At 33.0% G+C, this 18,588-nt stretch carries 22 protein-coding genes; all 22 read right to left on the bottom strand.

Going from position 1 to position 18,588, the window contains the following annotated elements; genetic code table 11:
* Positions 1-50: 50 nt before the first annotated feature.
* The 22 genes from B2P65_RS07035 to B2P65_RS06930 all read right to left on the bottom strand — a co-directional run bounded on the left by B2P65_RS07035 (position 51) and on the right by B2P65_RS06930 (position 18,165).
* Positions 51-614, bottom strand: a complete 564-nt coding sequence (locus tag B2P65_RS07035) for an HD domain-containing protein (protein WP_346879864.1) — start codon at positions 612-614, stop codon at positions 51-53.
* 290 nt (positions 615-904) lie between these two features.
* Positions 905-1,195, bottom strand: coding sequence for an ethanolamine utilization microcompartment protein EutM (gene eutM, locus B2P65_RS07030; RefSeq protein ID WP_035134878.1), 291 nt, complete (start codon positions 1,193-1,195; stop codon positions 905-907).
* Positions 1,196-1,266: 71 nt separating this feature from the next.
* Positions 1,267-1,917 carry a phosphate propanoyltransferase gene (locus tag B2P65_RS07025; RefSeq protein ID WP_346876348.1) on the bottom strand — a complete coding sequence of 217 codons (651 nt, stop codon included), beginning with the start codon at positions 1,915-1,917 and terminating at the stop codon, positions 1,267-1,269.
* The gene (locus B2P65_RS07020; RefSeq protein WP_346876347.1) at positions 1,917-3,515 is read right to left on the bottom strand and encodes an acetaldehyde dehydrogenase (acetylating); all 1,599 of its coding nucleotides are present in this window, start codon (positions 3,513-3,515) and stop codon (positions 1,917-1,919) included. Before B2P65_RS07020 ends, B2P65_RS07025 begins: the two co-directional genes overlap by 1 nt.
* Before the next feature lie 34 nt (positions 3,516-3,549).
* The gene (locus B2P65_RS07015; protein ID WP_346879863.1) at positions 3,550-4,227 is read right to left on the bottom strand and encodes a BMC domain-containing protein; all 678 of its coding nucleotides are present in this window, start codon (positions 4,225-4,227) and stop codon (positions 3,550-3,552) included.
* A 20-nt stretch (positions 4,228-4,247) separates the two neighbouring features.
* Positions 4,248-4,910: a cupin domain-containing protein gene (locus B2P65_RS07010; RefSeq protein ID WP_346879862.1), complete on the bottom strand. Its 663-nt coding sequence runs from the start codon at positions 4,908-4,910 to the stop codon at positions 4,248-4,250.
* A 78-nt stretch (positions 4,911-4,988) separates the two neighbouring features.
* Positions 4,989-5,252, bottom strand: coding sequence for a EutN/CcmL family microcompartment protein (locus B2P65_RS07005; protein WP_035134869.1), 264 nt, complete (start codon positions 5,250-5,252; stop codon positions 4,989-4,991).
* Complete coding sequence (locus B2P65_RS07000) at positions 5,249-5,551, bottom strand: BMC domain-containing protein (RefSeq protein ID WP_035134867.1); 303 nt, start codon at positions 5,549-5,551, stop codon at positions 5,249-5,251. Before B2P65_RS07000 ends, B2P65_RS07005 begins: the two co-directional genes overlap by 4 nt.
* 18 nt (positions 5,552-5,569) lie before the next feature.
* On the bottom strand, positions 5,570-6,415 hold the full coding sequence (gene eutJ / locus B2P65_RS06995; protein ID WP_346848810.1) for an ethanolamine utilization protein EutJ: 846 nt from the start codon (positions 6,413-6,415) through the stop codon (positions 5,570-5,572).
* On the bottom strand, positions 6,397-7,077 hold the full coding sequence (locus tag B2P65_RS06990) for a cobalamin adenosyltransferase (RefSeq protein ID WP_346879861.1): 681 nt from the start codon (positions 7,075-7,077) through the stop codon (positions 6,397-6,399). The genes eutJ and B2P65_RS06990 overlap by 19 nt, the downstream gene beginning before the upstream one ends.
* Before the next feature lie 6 nt (positions 7,078-7,083).
* Positions 7,084-7,530, bottom strand: a complete 447-nt coding sequence (locus B2P65_RS06985; RefSeq protein WP_346848808.1) for a EutP/PduV family microcompartment system protein — start codon at positions 7,528-7,530, stop codon at positions 7,084-7,086.
* Positions 7,527-7,880: a BMC domain-containing protein gene (locus B2P65_RS06980; RefSeq protein ID WP_035134859.1), complete on the bottom strand. Its 354-nt coding sequence runs from the start codon at positions 7,878-7,880 to the stop codon at positions 7,527-7,529. Before B2P65_RS06980 ends, B2P65_RS06985 begins: the two co-directional genes overlap by 4 nt.
* A 39-nt stretch (positions 7,881-7,919) precedes the next feature.
* Complete coding sequence (cutD, locus tag B2P65_RS06975) at positions 7,920-8,873, bottom strand: choline TMA-lyase-activating enzyme (RefSeq protein WP_346879860.1); 954 nt, start codon at positions 8,871-8,873, stop codon at positions 7,920-7,922.
* Between the two features lie 109 nt (positions 8,874-8,982).
* Positions 8,983-11,523, bottom strand: coding sequence for a choline trimethylamine-lyase (gene cutC / locus B2P65_RS06970; RefSeq protein WP_346879116.1), 2,541 nt, complete (start codon positions 11,521-11,523; stop codon positions 8,983-8,985).
* 49 nt (positions 11,524-11,572) lie between these two features.
* A complete protein-coding gene (locus B2P65_RS06965) occupies positions 11,573-13,066 on the bottom strand; it encodes an aldehyde dehydrogenase family protein (RefSeq protein WP_346879859.1) in 1,494 nt (497 codons plus the stop codon).
* 40 nt (positions 13,067-13,106) lie between these two features.
* A complete protein-coding gene (locus B2P65_RS06960; RefSeq protein ID WP_035134854.1) occupies positions 13,107-13,415 on the bottom strand; it encodes a BMC domain-containing protein in 309 nt (102 codons plus the stop codon).
* Positions 13,416-13,440: 25 nt separating this feature from the next.
* Positions 13,441-13,737 carry a BMC domain-containing protein gene (locus tag B2P65_RS06955; protein ID WP_035134852.1) on the bottom strand — a complete coding sequence of 99 codons (297 nt, stop codon included), beginning with the start codon at positions 13,735-13,737 and terminating at the stop codon, positions 13,441-13,443.
* Positions 13,738-14,031: 294 nt separating this feature from the next.
* A complete protein-coding gene (locus tag B2P65_RS06950) occupies positions 14,032-14,298 on the bottom strand; it encodes a hypothetical protein (protein ID WP_150843637.1) in 267 nt (88 codons plus the stop codon).
* Complete coding sequence (locus B2P65_RS06945) at positions 14,285-15,397, bottom strand: membrane protein (RefSeq protein WP_035134848.1); 1,113 nt, start codon at positions 15,395-15,397, stop codon at positions 14,285-14,287. The genes B2P65_RS06950 and B2P65_RS06945 overlap by 14 nt, the downstream gene beginning before the upstream one ends.
* 120 nt (positions 15,398-15,517) lie before the next feature.
* Complete coding sequence (locus B2P65_RS06940) at positions 15,518-15,784, bottom strand: hypothetical protein (protein WP_346879858.1); 267 nt, start codon at positions 15,782-15,784, stop codon at positions 15,518-15,520.
* A gap of 4 nt (positions 15,785-15,788) precedes the next feature.
* Positions 15,789-16,880 carry a hypothetical protein gene (locus tag B2P65_RS06935; protein WP_150843634.1) on the bottom strand — a complete coding sequence of 364 codons (1,092 nt, stop codon included), beginning with the start codon at positions 16,878-16,880 and terminating at the stop codon, positions 15,789-15,791.
* Positions 16,881-17,334: 454 nt separating this feature from the next.
* A complete protein-coding gene (locus tag B2P65_RS06930) occupies positions 17,335-18,165 on the bottom strand; it encodes a MerR family transcriptional regulator (RefSeq protein ID WP_346879857.1) in 831 nt (276 codons plus the stop codon).
* Positions 18,166-18,588 lie beyond the last annotated feature (423 nt).

Raw genomic sequence — 18,588 nt, 5'->3', positions numbered from 1 at the left:
ATATTTTTTTACTACCTTATTTAAATATGTATAATACATCTCAACACTAATTATCTTAATATAGCTTGAATCATATTTCTTTTATCTTTATAATATTCTTTACCCTCTTTAGACATTTTATTATAGCTTCTTTCAAGTTTGCTTTTAACAAACTCTAACCCATCATCAATATTCAGTTTTCTTTGAACAAATGCCAAATAAAATAGTGATGGTAATGTATCGTAATGAGAAATAGCATCAGCATCAGCAACACATATTTCTTCCTTAGTTGTTTTTTCTTTTAATACACTTCCACGGTGATTTAATATACATAATTTAACTAACTCAATTTTATCTGTTGGATAATTATATGATTTTAAAATTTTCTCTGCCATATTTGCACCATGAATATGATGATTCTCGTATAACTTATAATCTGTGATTGAAGCTATATCATGCAACCATCCTGCAATTTCACATACCTCAACATCTGCTTTATATAGTGTAGCTAATTCAACTGCATTATTCGCTACGCTTTCAATATGTTCATAACTTCCAACACCAAAAAAATTATTTGGACTTTCACATCTTCTTTTTACATCTTCCTTTATCTTCTCAATTATATTCCTTTCCATTTTTCCTCCATTCACCAAGCTATATCACTTATTAAAATATAATACTATTCAATTATCAAAAATCTATTTACTTAATCTTATCTACAATTGTAAAATATCTAAATTATCTTCTTGATAATATGAATTATATATAATTCTACTGCTCATTTAAATAATTATAATACATTTAATACATAATTATCTAGTTATTCTAAAATTATCTTTATATTATAATATCAAAAAAAGAAAAAAAGAAAACGCCGCTAAATTATCTTTAGCGACGTTTCTATTTTTAAAATATTATTAAAATCCTATTTTGCAGCTTCTTTAGAAGATGGAAGAATTACTTCAACCTCAGAATGTGGACGTGGGATTACGTGAACTGATACTAATTCTCCAACACGTTGTGCAGCAGCAGCTCCAGCATCTGTAGCAGCTTTAACAGCTCCAACATCTCCTCTAACCATAACAGTTACAAGTCCGCCTCCAACATATTCTTTACCTATTAAATATACGTTAGCTGCTTTAACCATAGCGTCAGCTGCCTCAATTGATCCTACTAAACCTTTTGTTTCTATCATTCCTAATGCATCGTATTTCATTTTATAATCCTCCTAAATATCTTTTATTTATATTATAATTTTTAATTATAACCACTTATTTTGTTACTTTTTTACTTTACAATTGTTATTTTTGACTTTGAGTTAATGCCCATTGCATTAGCTTCTTCTATATCAAGATGACATTCAAGTTTTGAAGCATCATTAGCTCTAATAGCTACATTACTATATATTCCGCCTCTTAAATCGTCAAATTTTATACATACTGTATCTCCATCACAAACTCCTAAGTTTTTAGCATCTTCAGGTGTCATGTGAATATGTCTTTGGGCAACTACTAAGCCTTCTTCAATTTGAACAGAACCTTTTGGTCCTACTAATGTAATTCCAGGTGTTCTACTTAAATCTCCAGATAGTCTTACATTTGATGCTGCTCCAAGTTTAATGCAATCTCCATTTAATACTTCAACTTGAGTCTTACTTCTTACAGGCCCAAGGATTCTAACTTTCTCAATTGCACCTTTTGGTCCGCAAATTGTTACAAGTTCCTTGCATGCATATTGACCTGGTTGAGATAAGTCTTTAAGTTTTGTAAGACTGTAATCTGTACCAAAAAGACTCTCTAAATCCTTTTGTGAAAGATGTACATGTCTATTGGAAACTCCTACTGGAATCTCAGATGAATTTCCCTGAGATGCAGTTTTTTGTCCATCGTTTTTCACAGCTTCTAGTAAAAGCTTTAATACTGCTTCACAATTATCCATTAGTTTGCCCCTTTCATAGCGGCAACTATTTGATTAACTAAATCTAAAATCTCTTCATTTTTTGTGCTATCAGTATTGCATTCAGTGCAAGTATTATTATTGTTAACGCAAGCGTTATCTTTACTTAAAGCCGCTGCAGCTGCTGCAATTTGAGCTGGACTCATATTCATAAGTTGATTTTGTACGCTGTGACAATTCTCAGCAGTTTTTATACAGTTGAAAGTTGGGTCATTAGATGCTAATGTTGCGCAATCTTTTAAGCCATAAGCAACTCTCTTAATGTTTATAAGGTGCTCAGGAGTAACATTTTCAGATACTGAGCTTCCTCCCCATGTACCACAACCTAAAGTGAATGAAGGATTAAGACCTGTGCTTGCACCTGTTCCACCTTGTGTTCCACCAGTGTTAACAAGGATACGAGAAGCTGGCTTTTTAGCAAACTTCATAACTATATCTTTATTTTCAGTATGGATACTCATTGTGTGACCAATTCCATTTTGAAGTAATTCAATACTTAAATCACATGCTTGGTAACAATCTTTTACTGTATAGAATCCAAGAACTGTTGTAAGTTTTTCAAATGATAATGGATTACCTTCACCTACTCCATTTTGTCTTCCTATAAGTACTTTAGTTCCTTGAGGAATTTCAATTCCTGCAGCACTTGCAATAACTTGTGGACTTCTTCCTACAAATTTAGCATTCATTGCATGTCCATTTTTGAATAATAATTTACAAACTTTATCAGTTTCTTCTTTAGTCATGAAGTATCCACCATGCTTTTTGAACTCTTGAATAACTGCAGCTTCATTACATTCTTCACAGATTATTGATTGTTCTGATGCACAGATTGTACCATTATCAAAAGTTTTACTTGCCATAATATTTCTAACAGCTTGTTCTATGTTGGCAGTTTTTTCTATGTATGCTGGAGAGTTTCCTGCACCAACACCTAGAGCTGGTTTTCCTGCACTGTAAGCAGCTTTAACCATTCCTGGACCACCTGTAGCTATTATTATAGCAACTTCTTTGCTTTTCATTAACTCATTTGTAGCTCCAATTGAAGGTGAAGTTACACATGTTATAACATTCTCTGGTGCACCAGCTTCAACAGCTGCATCGTGCATTAATTGAGCTGCTTTAATTGTACATTTTGCAGCAGATGGGTGTGGTGAGAATACTATAGCATTACGAGATTTAATTGAAATCATAGCTTTGAAAATAGCAGTAGAAGTTGGGTTTGTTGAAGGTACTATACCCATAACTAAACCAACTGGCTCAGCAATCTCTATTAGCTTGTTTACCTCATCTTCTCTAATTATATCGATAGTTTTCATATCTTTAATTGATTCATATAGTATAGTAGCTGCTAAATGGTTTTTAAAAGTTTTATCTTCAACTTTACCAAAACCAGTTTCTTCAACTGCCATTTGTGCTAAACAAACTGCATTTTCTTCTGCAACTCTAACCATGTTACGTAAAATTTTATCGATTTGCTCTTCAGTATAATCAGCAATTTTATTAGCTGCTACCTTTCCAAGTCTAGCAAGATCTCTCGCTTCTTGTATTGAACGTAAATCTTTATCAAAGTTCTCCATTGGTCATTACTTCCTTTCGTAAACCTTACAATATCTAATTTTTCTCGTAATACAATTTGAATTTAGCAAGTAATTGATTTTTACCTGCTTTTGAAATCACTCTACCTGTAATTCCAAAATCTTTATATTCACGAGCTAGATTTCTAAGCTTAACTACCTTTAGCTTAGATAATATTAAAACGGTTTTTTCAATACCATTTTTAATAACTAAATTATCTACATCATCTTTATGTAGATTCTCTAAACTTCCTTTATGAAGTTTATCTAAATCATTGTCTAAAGCATCACTATTTTGAATTTCTTCAATTTCTTTAGTTTCTTGAATTTCTTCAACAACTTCTAAGTCTTCTGCATCCTGGCTTTGCTGAGTCTCTTGAATTTCTTCAGGTTCTTCAACTTTTTCATCAGATACTAAAATCTCTTGAGTTTCCACTGAAGATTTAGATCCAATTATGCTTTCCAACTCCTCATGAGGACGTGGAATTACATGTTCTGATACTAAAGCTTCTTCATTAAGATTTTTAACAGCTGCTACTCCAGCTTCTATAGCTGCTTTTACTGCACCTACATCACCTGTAACTGCAATTGTAACAAGACCGCCACCTACATAGGTTTTTTCAATAATACTTACATCTGCAGATTTCACCATTGTATCAGCTGCCTCAATAGATGCAAGTAATCCTTTTGTTTCTATTAACCCAAGTGCTTGCATAGGTCAATCCTCCTAATCTTCTATAAAAGATCTGCCCAGTTAGCTGGATATGTTGTGTAGAATACCCTTGCTTTGTCTGGAGAACCCCAAACTACCTTAGAACCAGATGGAACAAATAGCACATCTCCAGCATGAGCTGTATATGTTTTTCCATTGATTTCAACTGTTAAAGTTCCCTCGATAACATAGTCAATCTCTTCATAAGTTAATTCCCAATCAAACTTTGAATTTTCAATAACTAAAAATCCAGCACTCATTTTTGATTCTTCCTTACTTACTAACTCTTGAAAATAAGCCTTTGCATTTGGATTTCCAGTGTCGAATACATCCATTTTTACTGTTTTTCCTCTAACAACTTTAAGTCCATTAGGATCACCTTCAGCTTCAAATAGAAGATTTTTTGGTTTTAAGCATTCAAGCATTTCTTGTAAAAGACCCTTGTCCATCATTGCTCTGAAGAAATTAAGCATCATTTCACTATCCATACCTTCTATGCTTGGAACCTTTTTAGCTTCTAAAGTCTCTACCTTAGGTGCAGGAGCTTCTGTAGTAAATAGTATTTCATTGTTCTTTGCAAGATCCTTAGCTGATGGTGTAATTATTTCACTACCATCTATATAAAATACTTTTTCACCCTTTAATATTAATTGTTCAATATCTTTTGCACAGATTAATTTTTTCATATTTTCACTTCCTTTCAAATAATATTGGTATCTATAAAAAACCTAAAATCCTATGATTATTTTTAAGAAAGATTGTGTTTAACCAAAGTTACAATCATTATCAACTATTCCAACAACAACTGCATCTACAGGTATATTATCATCACCTAACATTCTACGAGCAGATGATCCAGTACTAACGATAACTCTATCACCAATACCTGCACTGATATTATCAACAACAATAAATCTACGTCCTTCATCTACTCCACCAATTTCCTCAGCAAGCATAAACTTAAGTCCGTTAAGTGATTCAGCTTTTCTAGTTGCCCATACATTATCAATAAGTCTTGCTACTATCATATTGTTTTTCCTTCTTTCATTTTCAGTTTAATCTCATTTATTGCAGATTCAACTGATGATGTGTCGCCAAAAATTCCAATTAAAACCATGTGTTGGGGACATGTGCCCTTTATATCTTCAACAGTGACACCAGCACTTTTCTCAGCAATATCTGTAGCATATATCATATCGATAAGTTTGCCTTGAACAAGTCCTATTGCATCAACACCGTCTAATTTGGTTTTACAATTTCCACCAATTCGTCTTATAAGAATATCTTTAGTGCTCTGGGAAGGTGATTTTATAATTCTAAAATCCACTTTTAAACACTCTCCTTATTATTCCATAATATCTTGTGTACAACTTAATGCTATTCCAAGTGGTGTAACAAACATAGGATTCTTAGGTTTGTGAGTATAAACTCCAGTCTGTTTCTGAATAATTTCTTCAATTCCAGTCAAACAACAAGTACCACCAACTAAAGAAATTTCATTCACATCATGATTCTTGATATGCTGGTTAATAATTGATGACACCTTTTCAACTACTGGCTTTAACACAGGTAAAATTTCCTTGTGGTTTTCATTATCTCTTTTAAACTTATCTGCCTCTTTAAAAGGCATTCCATAAGCACCAGAAATAACTAAAGAGAAATGAGTACCTCCTGTTGGTTCATCAACAACATAAACAACCTTTCCATCTTTTAAAATTGATATTCCAGTTGTACCACCACCGATATCAACAACTGCACCATTTTCAATTTTAAGTACAGCATTGGCAGCAGTAGGTTCATCTAACAGATTTGTTAATTCAAATCCTGCTGACTGAACTACATTTTTAATTGCTCCAGAATCTAAAGCATCCGTTCCAGGTGGAATTGCAGCGGCTGCATAAAGAAGCTCTGTATTCAATTTTTCCTCAATTTCCTGCTTAAGTTCTCTAACAATTCTTATGGCACCAATATAGTCTACAACCATACCATCACGAACCACATCCGCATACCTATATGCACCAGCCACCGGCTTATAGTTTTCATCTAAAACAGCCAATACTACACAAGCAGTACCTAAGTCCACACCTGTATAATAAACAGAAGATCCGTTAAGGATTGGCTTTTCTATAACCTCTTCAAAATCTTGAACCATCTTATCACAATATTCAAAAGTTAATTTTTTCTTTGACATTCTTTTCCTCCTACTGCTGAACAAATCAATTGAGACAGCGAATTAATTATTGAATTAGTGTTCTCCATAATTCTACTTTTTAAACCGTCATCATCATTTTTGTAGGTATCAATTATATCAAATTGTAATTCTCGCATAGCACAACGTAGTGCGTTCATTTTTAAAATTGCATTGCTTTTTTCAAGCTGCATATGAAATTCTGTTATTTCAAAACAATCATCAAGGTCAGTCATGAAATTTAATGGATTAATTCCAGTGCATTCTTTGCAGCAAATAGACTCAAGAACACCTTTTCCTTCCACAACATTTCTGATGTTTGATATTTTTCTACCTAAATTCATAACATTTTGTGCTAAAATGATATCTTCTCTTAATATTTCACTACTAGTAACAAGAAATACTGCCTCCATAGATTTCAACTTACAACAAAGTTTCTTCAAATATAAATTAGTGTTTCTCTCTGGTTTTACTGCTTCAGTCTTATTTTCTTGAGAAACATTTTTATCTTTTTTAGAATCATCATTATTCATTGTTATTCTTTTATCAGACAAATATTGAGCTGCTCCAGGTGTAAGGCGCTGTCCTTGTTGTAACTTGTAGGTATTAAAAGGTTCTTTTCGATATAAATCTCTCAAATACTCTTCGGTAATAAATTTCATCATTGACCTTTACTCCTCACCTTTTTCAAATAAATACTTTTTCAAAGCATCAATTCCTGTTGCCATTGGAAAACTAATATTAAAATATGGCTTTGATACTCCTATGTTCTTCAACTGTCGTAAACATTTTTCTTCATTTTCAGGTATCAAGTCACATTTTGTAATAACTCCAATCACCGGGCATCTAAAAGACTTTGCAAATCCATGGGAGTATATTTCATTGCAATTAGACTGATCAACCAATATAAGCACATGAGATGCATCTTGAGCTGCTGCTATTATATGCTTGTACATCCATGAATTTTCTAAATAAGCACTTGGAACATCAATAGTGTTTTTACCATAAATTAAATCTGGTGTTCGTTTTAGCGGACCATCATAATTATTTAGGGCATTAACTAATGTGGTTTTACCACATCTTGAAGGTCCAATTACCATTATGCGCTTTTTTCTCATGTCCTTGTAATGGGTGCCGGAGTAAATCCAAGCATATCTCTTAACGTATCGTTTACTGCTCCAAGTGCTGTTTCCACACTTTGAACATCGCCATTTATTACAACAGAACCTGTAAAACGATCAAGAAACCCAATTTCAACATTAGAAGACTTTGTAGCAATATCTGCAGCTATAATTGCAGTTTCATATGGAGAAAGAGTTAAAATCCCTATAGCTCCTTTTTCATCGATTCCAAGACGTTCATATATATCAGACATAGGTGACGCAATGATATGTGCTATTGTAATCTGCTTTCCTGGCACTGACTCTTGTATAACACGCTGTATGTTTCTATCAAGAAAATCTCCCATAAACCTTACCTTCCATCTTATTATCTATTTGAAAATTATTTAATGACGGATTACTTTTACAGGTAAATCGTACTTTTTAATCCATCCTTCTATTCTATCTAAATCTTCATTTTTTAAACTTGGATCATCCTTTATAGGATATTCCATTCCTAATTGATTGTATTTATTTACCCCCATCTTATGATACGGAAGTAAGTCAATCCCTTTAAAATTTTTATAATCTTTGTATGGTGTTAAAAACTCCATGGTCTTTTGAATTTCATCTTGAGAATCATTTATACCTTTAAGTAAAGGCATACGAATCTTCACATTATATTTGCGGCGAAGTAGCTCTTGCAGATTTTCTAAAATCTGTTCATTCCTCACACCTGTTAACTGAAAGTGTCTATCAGAATTAATATGTTTAACATCAAATAGGAATAAATCTGTAAACTCCGCAACCTTAAGTACTGATTCAAGTTTTGCATAACCACAAGTTTCAATTGCAGTATTTATTCCTGATTGCTTACATGCCATTAACAAACTGCAAGCTGCTTCAGGCTGCATTAAAACTTCACCACCCCCTAATGTAACACCACCACCAGAAACTTCATAAAAAGTTCTATCTTCCTCTACAATCTCCAAAAGTTCCGAAATAGTTTTTACTTCTCCAACTATTGTTAATGCAGATTTAAGACAAGCTTCTTTGCACTTACCACATCCGATACAATCAATATCACGATTAACTTCGTGCTTTAAAGTTTCATTAGATATGGTATGTATTCCAACAGGACAAACAGAAACGCAAGCCCCACAATTAACACATGAATTACTTTTAAACATAACTCTATGCTTTTTAACTAGTCCTTCAGGATTTGCACACCATTTACAACGAAGAGGACAACCTTGAAAGAATATTAAAGTTCTTACTCCATCTCCATCATACATGTTATATTTCTGTATATTAAAAATCGTCGCTTTTCGTTCGATTATACCTAAGTTTTCATTACTCATATTTTTCATTCTCCAGTTTCATTACCTTGATTTTTAATATATATCTTATTTATAATCTGTAATCTACAGAACACTGCTGCAGATTACAGATTTTATACAATTTTTTTAATTAAAAGTGTGTAAGCACAGTTCTGCTGATAATTTCATCTTGAACGTCTTTGCATAACTCAACAAAGAATGCACTATATCCAGCAACACGAACAATTAAATCACGGTATTGCTCTGGGTGTTTTTGTGCTTCAAGTAATGTTTTGTTATCTAAATAGTTGAACTGCATTTCTCCAAGCTGAAGGGCACATGCACTACGTAGTAATGTAATGATTCCATTTTCACCTTCAGGTGTATCAAGAAGACCCGCTACTAACTTGAAGTTATGAACCATACCTATATTCATATCCTCGCAAGACATTTTAGAAACAGATTTAATTATAGCAGTAGGTCCTTTAAAGTCAGCTCCTTGAGTTGGACTTATACCATCTGATAAAGGCATCCATGCTCTACGTCCATTTGCTGTAGCTCCTGTAAGTTGTCCAAATGGAGTGTTGTTTGAGATTGATAAAGTACCATGGCTAAGAACTGAATATAATGTCTTATACTTACGATGTTCTTGCTCAGTAAAGTTAATTAAATCCGCAGCAATTAAATCTGCATAATCATCATCGTTACCATACTTAGGTGCTTCTAAACAATCTTTTTTAAGTTGTTCATATCCAACGAAATCAGCTTTTAAAGCTTCGTTCATTTCTTGTAGTGTATATTTTTTATCTTCAAATACTAATTTCTTTATAGCTGCCATAGAGTCTGCATAAGTAGCAAGACCACTCCATACTACTCCTGGTCCGAAGTTATACATAGCTCCGCCTGCTTCTACTCCTCTACCATTTTCCATACATCCTTCATACATCATAGACATAAGTGGTTTTGGTGCAAGGTCTCTGTGAACACGTTGAGAAATTACTGTAGCAACACTTGTCCATTTAGTAATGAATTTAATTTGCTCTTTAACAGCTGCTTCAAATTGCTCGTAAGTTTTGAAGTTGCTTAGATCTCCCATATCTGGGCATACTTGCTTACCATACCATAGTGGTACACCATGGTTAAGAGTAAGTTCTATACATATAGGCCATTGAGTATATCCTGTAGAAGTCCATTGATATAATCTTCCTGACTTCTGTGGCTCAACACATCCCATTAAGCAGTAATCTCTTGCATCTTCTATAGAAACACCTTTAGCTAACATCATTTTTATATGAACGTCATCAAAGTGACATGCTGGGAATCCCATACCTGCACGGATAACATCAACTATCTTTTTAAGATACTTTTGAGGTGATGCTTTGTGTATACGACAAGCTAAAGTTGGTTGATATATCTTAACATGACGAACTGCATCCATTAGAAGGTATGTTAATTCGTTTGTAGCATCTCTTCCCTCTCTAGTAACTCCACCTAAACACATGTTAACGAATGGTTGGTAACCTGCGAAGAATTTAGAAGCTCCTTCACTTGTAAGCCACATCATCTCAGACATTTTTATAAGCATACAACCAGATAACTCAAATGCTTCAAAATCAGTCATACGACCAGCTTCAATATCCGCTTTGTAGAATGGGTACATATATTGGTCAACACGTCCTATAGACATACCTGTTTGGTTTTCTTCAACTACAAGTAATGATTCTATAGTCCAAACTGATTGAATTGCTTCCCAGTAAGTGCTTGGCTTATGAGCTGGAACTCTAGCATTTACTTCTGAAATTTTTAATAACTCAGCTTTACGAGTAGGATTAGTTTCTTTTGCAGCTAATTCTGCAGCATAATCTGACATACGTTTAGCGTATATCATAACACCCTCTGCAGTATCGATTAGAGATTTGTAGAAGTATATTTTTTCCATATCTTCTGGTCTTTCATAGCTAAGGTCAGCTAATTTCTCATTACATTCCTTTACTATGTCAAGCATACCTTTTTTCATTAAGATAACGTCGTATCCTGGGTTAGAGTCTCCTCCTCCATTTAATGCGTGGTATGAACAATCTGATACGAAAGATTCTCCAGAAAGTTCCCATACTCCAGCTTCTCTGTATTGACTCTCACAGTATTCATCAATTGATTTACCTTCCCAGAATGGGAATAATTCTTCACGCATGATCTTCTTATCTTCTTCTGATACGTAGAATGGGTCTTGAGCACGAGTTCCTATTGTATCAAGTTCGTCTCTCATCCATCTCCAAGATATATCAGGAGAGAAAGATCCAGCACGTGGTTGTCCATTTGGTGCACCAACGATAAGTTCATTATCTTGAATTACTAATGGTGCAGTTTCACAGCAACGCTTGAAAGACTTACCACGTAAAATTGCCTTAGGTATACCAGGGTTTTCTTTTGCTATTTGAGTAATAACTCTTGCTTTGTGAGTAGTGATTGTTGGTACATGAGTTAAGTATTTTTCCTTTAACTTAACTAAACGCTCTGTTATTCCATCTGGAATTTGACCATTATTGTCACACACAACACAGCTAGTAGTTGATTCATCCTTTGTTATTTCTTTGGAAACACTAGAAAACATCTTCATTAAACTAGCACGTTCTTCATCAGACATGTTTTGAGTTGCTTCCATAAACTTATTTGAAAATTCACGAATATCCAATTTATTCCCTCACATTCTTTAATATATTTCATACATTTTGTATGACCTATTATTTTAAGTCATTTAAAACTTTTTTCAAAATACTCTCTAATAGCTTAACACTATCAATTTCATTTGCGTTTAATTTATCTTTTAAAACTTCATAGTTGGAATCCTCTTTATTGTCCATCATGCCAACAATTTCATCTGCCTTACGAACCCCATATCCAACTTTACGTACATATATTAGGTTCATAGGTGATACATTATCTGAAGTCATTCCATGCCCTGCAGATCCACTGCCTAGAGTCATTGATGGAAACAAGTTTGTGGTTGCTCCCATACTTCCAAAAGTTCCTGGAGTGTTAACAAGTACTCTTCCAACAGGTTTTTTTAATGCAAATTGACGAATAACCTCTTCATCCTTTGAATGTATAATAAGTGTATGCCCATGTCTCTCACTAAGTAATAATTCTATACACTTTTCACAAGCATGCATCCAGTCATCTTCTATATAAAAAGCTAAAACAGGACAAAGCTTTTCTCTTGAATAAGGATTTTTTTGAGATACAAATTTTTGCTGAGAAATAAGAACTCTTATATTTTCAGGAACACTGAAGCCTGCCTTTTTAGCTAAAAATTGTGGCGATCTCCCGATCATATCCATGTCAGAACTTCCATCTTTGTAATATAAGATTGATGCCAATTTTTCAGCTTCTTCTTCTGTCATAAAGTATCCACCATTTTTAATAAGTTCTTGTTTTACTTCAGCTACTATACAGCTATCCACAACAATTGATTGCTCAGCAGCAGATACAACTCCATAATCGAAGCTCTTACTATCAATAATATCTTTAGCAGCTTGCTCAATATCAGCAGTACGTTCTATAAATGCTGGACCATTTCCATTGCCACCATAAATTACTGGTTTGCCGGACTTATAAGCTGCATCAAGCATTTGTGGAACTCCTGTATTCATTATTAGTGAAGTATCTTTATGATTCATAAGTTCTAATGAACCACTTGAAGTCACTGTATGCAAATATGCAAGTGCACCTTCTGGAAGCCCTACCCCTTCTCCAGCTCTAATTAAAATATCAATTGTTTTAGAAATTGTATTTTTAGCTCCTGGATGAGGTGAAAATATAATTGCATTTCCTGACTTAATTGCAATTAAGGCTTTATATATTGTTGTAGAAACAGGACTCATTGATGGAGAAAAGGCTATAATAACACCCATTGGTACTCCTATATCCTTTGTCTTGTTCATTTTATCTTCACTAATGATACCTACACAATTCATACCTTTAAGTCTGTTTTTCAGATACTTACATACAAAGTGATTTTTAATATGTTTATCTTCCCACTTTCCATATTCAGTTTCCTCATTAGACATTTTTGCAAGTTCTTTTAAATGTTTTTCAATCTCTTCGGTCATACGTTCAACTATCTCATCAAGTTTTTCTTGTGGGAAAGCTGCTAATTTTCTTTGTGCCTCACGAGCATTTTCAACAAGAATTCTCGCTTCCTGCATGGAGAGTAAATCATTATCAATAATATTCATTTTTCTCTCTCCTTTTCCTTATAAAAAGTTTTTCTATTTATTATTCTGTTACAAGATTTGTAATTGCATAACGTTTTATTATTTTTTCTAGATCTTGGTGTGGTCTTGGAATAACTATTGAACTATAAAGACTTCCACCTTCCATTCCTTCAACTGCTGCAACACCAGCATCTACTGCTGTTTTACAAGCACCAACATCACCACGAACTAAAACAGATATATAACCTGACGCAACGTTTTCATATCCTATTAGTTCTACATCTGCTGCTTTGCACATAGCGTCTGCTGCTTCTAAAGCAAAAACCAGACCAAAAGTTTCGATTAATCCTAAAGCTTCATATCTTGACATATGTAAATCATTTCCTTTCTATGCTTTATGCGTCGATATCGTGTACTGAAACGATATCTCCAACTTCTTTAATAGGACGTGGCATAACATTGTGTGCTGTTAATTTACCAATTGCTGCCGCTGCTTCAGCACCTGCTTCTACAGCAGATCTTACTGCACCAACATCACCTTTTACCATAATAGTTACAAGTGTTGAACCAACATTTTCATATGAAATTAATTCAACATTAGCTGCCTTAAGCATTTTGTCTGCAGCCTCAAGTGCAGGAACCAATCCTATTGTTTCTACAAGGCCTAAAGCCTCATCTCCATAATATCTCATTACTAATTCCTCCTTCCTATTTTTAGCTCAATATACTTTAGCTTAACTACATAACTTCTATATATTATATTTATGTTTGCATGCATCTTTTATTTGTTATTATATATTGATTATATCCCTTACCCTTTGGGGGAAAGTCAATATATTTCTTGCATTAAAATTCTTAAATATTTTTACAAGAAATTATGCTGTTAAGAGTAAAGTCTTTTCTTAATGTTTAATAAGAATAACTATTTTACTAAATTCATAAGAGATTTTTCCTTATAAGCATTACCCTATGGGTAATGTTAAAAATTAATCTCTTATGTATTTGTTAATTGTTGCTGCACCATCTTCATGGGCATGATAATAAACCTTTAATTGGTTGTTTTTATCTAATTCAAATCTTGTTTCCTCTATAAGACCATTTGCTTCTGCTGTCATTAACGCAGTAATTACAGCGTTCTTTTTTAAAGCTTTAAAACTTCCATATTGTCCCTTTAACGCTTCTATAACGTCATCTGCGCAAGCTTCTTCTACTTTAGTGAAATATTTTAATATTGCATAATTAAGCGGCTTCATCTATTTTATCCCCCTCTTTTTTTCCTCTTAATAAATCAAGTGGATTCATAGATATTGTAAGGATACCAAACATCATTATTACAGCTCCAATCCAAGCAACTGAAGGTAATGACCATCCATCCATTCCACCATATACTCCTAATAACAATAAGCAGAATAATGGTCCAAAGAATGAATATGTACCGTTACATGCAGTTCCAAGCCCTGCTCCACACATACTGTTTCCAGCATACCATGTCATAAATGTGATAAATGATAAAAGACCACTTAATGCAAACCAAATCATTGCAGGACCACTTGTAAATGCTTGTATAGCAAGGTCAACAGAAATGTTCATTCCACCAGCCATAATTCCAAAAACAGGAACTAAGATGAATAAATTTGCTATACCTGATGTAACTTGACGAATACAAATACCAATTTCAGGATCGATCATTGATGTACCATATCCAGCTACACAACCTTCAAATCCCCATGCAAGAGCTGCAATAATAGCTATTAAAATACCAATTAAAGTACTTGCTGAAGCTCCACCGCTAAAGCCTGTACTACCAATTAAGAAACTAGCAAATACACATACTGCAATACCTAATGCCATACGTTTATTTAATTCCTGCTTATATAAAATTTTACCTAATATAGCAGCAATAGCAGGGCAAAGAGCTGATATTGGAACAACTATTGGTCCAGCCATTTGAAGAGCTATAACATAAGCAGTACCAGCTATAGGTCCTCCAATAAGAGCTGCTAATATCATAATTCGTCCCGGAGTAGTGTTAATGCATCTTACAAAGTCTTTAAATTTACCTTTTACTAATGCAAATGAAATCGCCCAAACTGCACTACATGTATCATTTATTGCATTACCAAGTGCAGCAAGTAAGTATGCTATAACAAATGCTGATAAACCTGCTGAATTAATGCCATACCAGTCACCCCATACTCCTTTTGTCATACCCATAGTCAGAAATGCTGTATATAACCCATAGGTAAGTCCTGAAAATAAAGCTAGAGATATACCCTTTTTGAAGAAATCACTTGATAATTTCTTCTTTGCAGCCATAGCTTGTGGGCTTACTGCTTTTGAAACTTCCTTCATAAAATAAAACTCCTTTCAATTAACCATATCTTTTGTATATTAATAAATAATTATGGCTCATCCCTATGAAACATAAATTATAGCAATGAGCCTTTTAATTAATTAATTCAAAAAATTTTTTTAGTCTTTTATATATTTGTTGATTGTAGCAGCACCATCTTCGTGGGCTCTATAATAAACTCTCAACTCATCATTTTTATCTAATTCAAATCTTGTTTCTTCAATGAGACCATTTGCCTCCGCTGTCATTAACGCCGTAATTACAGCTTTCTTTTTCAAAGCTTTAAAGTTGCCATACTCTACTTTTAGAGCATTTATAACATCATCAGCGCAAGCTTCATTAATTTTTGTAAAATATTTTAATATTGCATAATTAAGCGGCTTCATTATCTTATACCTCCTTCTTTTTAAACAAATCCATTGGATTCATAGCTATTACAAGGATACCGAACATCATTAATACCGCAGAAATCCATACGATTGGAGGTAATGCCCATCCGTCCATACCGCCTATCACTCCAAGAATTATCCAACAGCAGAATGGACCCCAGAAGGAATATGTACCATTACAAGCCATACCAAGAGCAGCACCACACATACTATTACCGTTATACCAACTCATGTATGAAACAAAAGCACAAAGACCACTTAGTGCAAACCATATCATTGCAGGACCACTTGTAAATGCTTGACTAACTAAATTAGTTGAAAATTTAATCCCATCTCCAAATATCATTCCAAATAAAGGTACTAATATTATTAAGTTTGAAAGCCCAGATGTAGCTTGACGAATTGTAATACCAATCTCTGAGTCAATCATAGATGTACCATATCCAGCTACGCAACCTTCAAATCCCCATCCAAGAGCTGCAATAAATGCAATACAAATTCCAAGGAACATTCCAGCTGGAGCATCTCCACCAATACTAGTACTTCCAATCATAAAGCTAGATACAACACAGATGGCAATACCAAGCATCATACGTTTGTCTAGTTTTTGTTTGAATAATATTCTTCCTAAAATAGCACCGATAGCTGGACAAAGAGCTGTAATTGGAATAACAATTGAACCCGCCATTTGTAAAGCCACAACAAAAGCTGTACTTGAAATTGGTCCTCCGATAAGAGCTGCCAATATCATTACAGCACCTGGTTTGGTTTTAAGACATCTGAAGAAATCTCCAAGTTTACCTTTAACAGTTGCATAAATCACTGCCCAAACAGCACTACATGTATCGTTTACGGCACTACCAAGGGCACCAAGCACATATGTAATAACTACTGCTGATAAACCTGCTGTATTAGCACCATACCAGTCACCCCATACTCCTTTAGTCATTCCCAAGGTTAAAAATGCTGAATAAAATCCATACATAAGACCTGAAAAAAGAGCAATTGAAATACCTTTTTTAAGGAAATCAGATGATAATTTGTTTTTTGCAGTAATGGCTTCTAAACTTACCGTTTTCGAAACTTCCTTCATAAAATAAATCCCCTCCACTTAGTTTGATAATAACTTTTAAATTTATATTACTAAATAAAAATTTACAATGAGTACGTTTTGTGATTGTTATAATTTGGGATATTTCATTTTAAAACTATTGAATAACTTTTCATTTGATATCTTGTGGTTATTTTATTAACAATTAAATTATATGCCTTTCCCTATGGGGTAAAGTCAACATGTATTTGTCATCAAAATTCAAAAAAAATTAACACAACTAACTTAATAAATAATTATAAGTTAGTTGTGCCAGTTGTTTTAAGTGCTAAATACTAGTTTCCGTCAATATCATGGAGTAGAAATTTTATTTTATAAAAGAAATATATGTATTTTTTTCAAAAGATATATTTGTATTTTTTTACAAACCGAGTTTTATCGACATTTTATCCCTTACCCTACGGTCAACGTTTTCAGTATTTTCAGTTTAATGAATCTATCTCTTTCTTCTAATTTTAATCAAAATTTCCGTTACAAACTTGTCAGTGTTTTTAGTTGTCCAATAATCTGTTACATATCTTTCATAAGATTCTTCAGAACATATGTAATCATGTTCCTTAGCCCATTCTTTTATTTTTTTATATGTTTCATTAATTGTTTCATGAGTACCTATATGATAGCAAGAAGCTGCTAACCATCCACCAAATTCAATACTTTCTTCGTCCTTACACTTTAAAATAGTCTCTTGCATTATTTTCATCTTACTACATTTCCCATTAATCTTATCCTCAAAAGATGGAAAACATATAATTACAGGACCTGTTATTGCATTATTTATACTATCAATATAATTGTTAAACTCTATGTTAATTATACACTCCATATAATCATAATTAAAATTTTGATTTAAGAATATTAAATTGCGCTCATCAATATATTTTATAGAGACATCGCAAACATTATTTTCAATTACCATCTGTGCCTCAACTATAAGTGTATGCCAATCTCTTACAGATCTTATCTTTAAATTTATTTCCTTTTCAAGTTCTCTTAATTCATCAATTTTTGTTCTAAAACTTTTATCAAAAAAATCATAAGTTGTTCCTTGTAAAAAAGCTCTCATTTCTTCTAGCTTAAATCCACTTTGCTTATAATATTTTATTACTGGTACAGATAGTAAGTTTTTCTTGCTGTAATATCTATAGCCACTTTCATCAGCTACTTTATCAGGTGATAATATACCCATTTTATCATAATATCTCAGTGCTTTTTTTGTTATTTTACATATCTCTTCCACTTTTCCTATGGAATATAATTCTTCTCCCATACTAAGTTCACCTCTTTTATAATATTTTTAGCCGTTTTTAAAATCTAAATCATTTTATTCCAAAGATTTCAAAACTTTATTAAAAAGAATTTCCCCCACTAAATGTAAAGAATATAATGAGGAGTCCTTATAAGCATTAAAAAACAACTTCACCTTTGTAATATTTATAAACATTTTAAATTTATTCTAAGAGCCACGAACTCTTTGCAATTTTCAAAATGTTTATCATAAACTTATATATAATAAAAATCCTAATGAAATTTTAGCTAATTGTTATATCAAACTTTTTGTATAAATAAATGGATATTATTATGATTATGATGAGAATTATAAATACTTAATTATGTGATTTTGAATAAACAGAGTTTGATAATATTCAAAAATAATTGAAGAATAATATTTAACCTTAAAATGAATATTTTA

It is taken from the genome of Clostridium sp. UBA3061 (assembly GCF_002367465.1).
GTDB classification, from domain to species: domain Bacteria; phylum Bacillota; class Clostridia; order Clostridiales; family Clostridiaceae; genus Clostridium_J; species Clostridium_J sulfidigenes.
Note: the sequence above shows the minus strand (reverse complement) of the source record. Positions and strands in the feature narration are given on the sequence as shown.

Bases quoted from the DNA above. Each gene is read 5' to 3' on its own strand.
- B2P65_RS07035 (WP_346879864.1), bottom strand. From the start codon at position 614: ATGGAAAGGAATATAATTGAGAAGATAAAGGAAGATGTAAAAAGAAGA.
- eutM (WP_035134878.1), bottom strand. From the start codon at position 1,195: ATGAAATACGATGCATTAGGAATGATAGAAACAAAAGGTTTAGTAGGA.
- B2P65_RS07025 (WP_346876348.1), bottom strand. From the start codon at position 1,917: ATGGATAATTGTGAAGCAGTATTAAAGCTTTTACTAGAAGCTGTGAAA.
- B2P65_RS07020 (WP_346876347.1), bottom strand. From the start codon at position 3,515: ATGGAGAACTTTGATAAAGATTTACGTTCAATACAAGAAGCGAGAGAT.
- B2P65_RS07015 (WP_346879863.1), bottom strand. From the start codon at position 4,227: ATGCAAGCACTTGGGTTAATAGAAACAAAAGGATTACTTGCATCTATT.
- B2P65_RS07010 (WP_346879862.1), bottom strand. From the start codon at position 4,910: ATGAAAAAATTAATCTGTGCAAAAGATATTGAACAATTAATATTAAAG.
- B2P65_RS07005 (WP_035134869.1), bottom strand. From the start codon at position 5,252: ATGATAGTAGCAAGACTTATTGATAATGTATGGGCAACTAGAAAAGCT.
- eutJ (WP_346848810.1), bottom strand. From the start codon at position 6,415: ATGTCAAAGAAAAAATTAACTTTTGAATATTGTGATAAGATGGTTCAA.
- B2P65_RS06990 (WP_346879861.1), bottom strand. From the start codon at position 7,077: ATGATGAAATTTATTACCGAAGAGTATTTGAGAGATTTATATCGAAAA.
- B2P65_RS06985 (WP_346848808.1), bottom strand. From the start codon at position 7,530: ATGAGAAAAAAGCGCATAATGGTAATTGGACCTTCAAGATGTGGTAAA.
- B2P65_RS06980 (WP_035134859.1), bottom strand. From the start codon at position 7,880: ATGGGAGATTTTCTTGATAGAAACATACAGCGTGTTATACAAGAGTCA.
- cutD (WP_346879860.1), bottom strand. From the start codon at position 8,873: ATGAGTAATGAAAACTTAGGTATAATCGAACGAAAAGCGACGATTTTT.
- B2P65_RS06965 (WP_346879859.1), bottom strand. From the start codon at position 13,066: ATGAATATTATTGATAATGATTTACTCTCCATGCAGGAAGCGAGAATT.
- B2P65_RS06960 (WP_035134854.1), bottom strand. From the start codon at position 13,415: ATGTCAAGATATGAAGCTTTAGGATTAATCGAAACTTTTGGTCTGGTT.
- B2P65_RS06955 (WP_035134852.1), bottom strand. From the start codon at position 13,737: ATGAGATATTATGGAGATGAGGCTTTAGGCCTTGTAGAAACAATAGGA.
- B2P65_RS06950 (WP_150843637.1), bottom strand. From the start codon at position 14,298: ATGAAGCCGCTTAATTATGCAATATTAAAATATTTCACTAAAGTAGAA.
- B2P65_RS06945 (WP_035134848.1), bottom strand. From the start codon at position 15,397: ATGAAGGAAGTTTCAAAAGCAGTAAGCCCACAAGCTATGGCTGCAAAG.
- B2P65_RS06940 (WP_346879858.1), bottom strand. From the start codon at position 15,784: ATGAAGCCGCTTAATTATGCAATATTAAAATATTTTACAAAAATTAAT.
- B2P65_RS06935 (WP_150843634.1), bottom strand. From the start codon at position 16,880: ATGAAGGAAGTTTCGAAAACGGTAAGTTTAGAAGCCATTACTGCAAAA.
- B2P65_RS06930 (WP_346879857.1), bottom strand. From the start codon at position 18,165: ATGGGAGAAGAATTATATTCCATAGGAAAAGTGGAAGAGATATGTAAA.